Origin of the sequence: Achromobacter sp. Marseille-Q0513 (genome assembly GCF_018195695.1) — a bacterium.
Lineage (GTDB): Bacteria > Pseudomonadota > Gammaproteobacteria > Burkholderiales > Burkholderiaceae_B > Achromobacter.
Genome location: NZ_JAGTJY010000642.1, coordinates 1 through 336, shown reverse-complemented (window position 1 = coordinate 336; position 336 = coordinate 1). Strand labels below are relative to the sequence as shown.

Genomic DNA, 336 nt, shown 5'->3' with positions numbered 1-336 from the left:
TCAGCGGGTACTTCGTTCGCTGCGGTTTCCACCGAAGGAGGGGGTGTTTGAGTGGGGGAAAGTGAAAAAAGAGAATGAATTGCCTCCAGGAGGTGATGTATAGCCTGGGCGGTTGATGGAGGGGAGTGAGAGAGGTGACGATCGGTCTCTGGAGGAGAGGGGGGAAAAGAAAAGGAGGAAAAAGAGAAGGAAGCAGGGAGGAGGGAAGAGGAAGAGAAAGAGGAGAAGGAGGGGGAGGAAGAGGAGAGGAAGGGAGGGGGAGGGAGGAAGGAAAGAAGGAAAGGAAGAAGGGAAGAAAGGAGAAAGAGAAAAAAAAAGAAGAGGTTAAGCCAGGAA

Annotated in this window: 1 protein-coding gene; it reads left to right on the top strand. The window is 52.1% G+C overall.

Going from position 1 to position 336, the window contains the following annotated elements; translation table 11 throughout:
- Positions 1-134 precede the first annotated feature (134 nt).
- Positions 135-336: hypothetical protein (locus KDH83_RS32125; RefSeq protein ID WP_212323261.1), on the top strand; the 202-nt coding region annotated here is incomplete at its 3' end.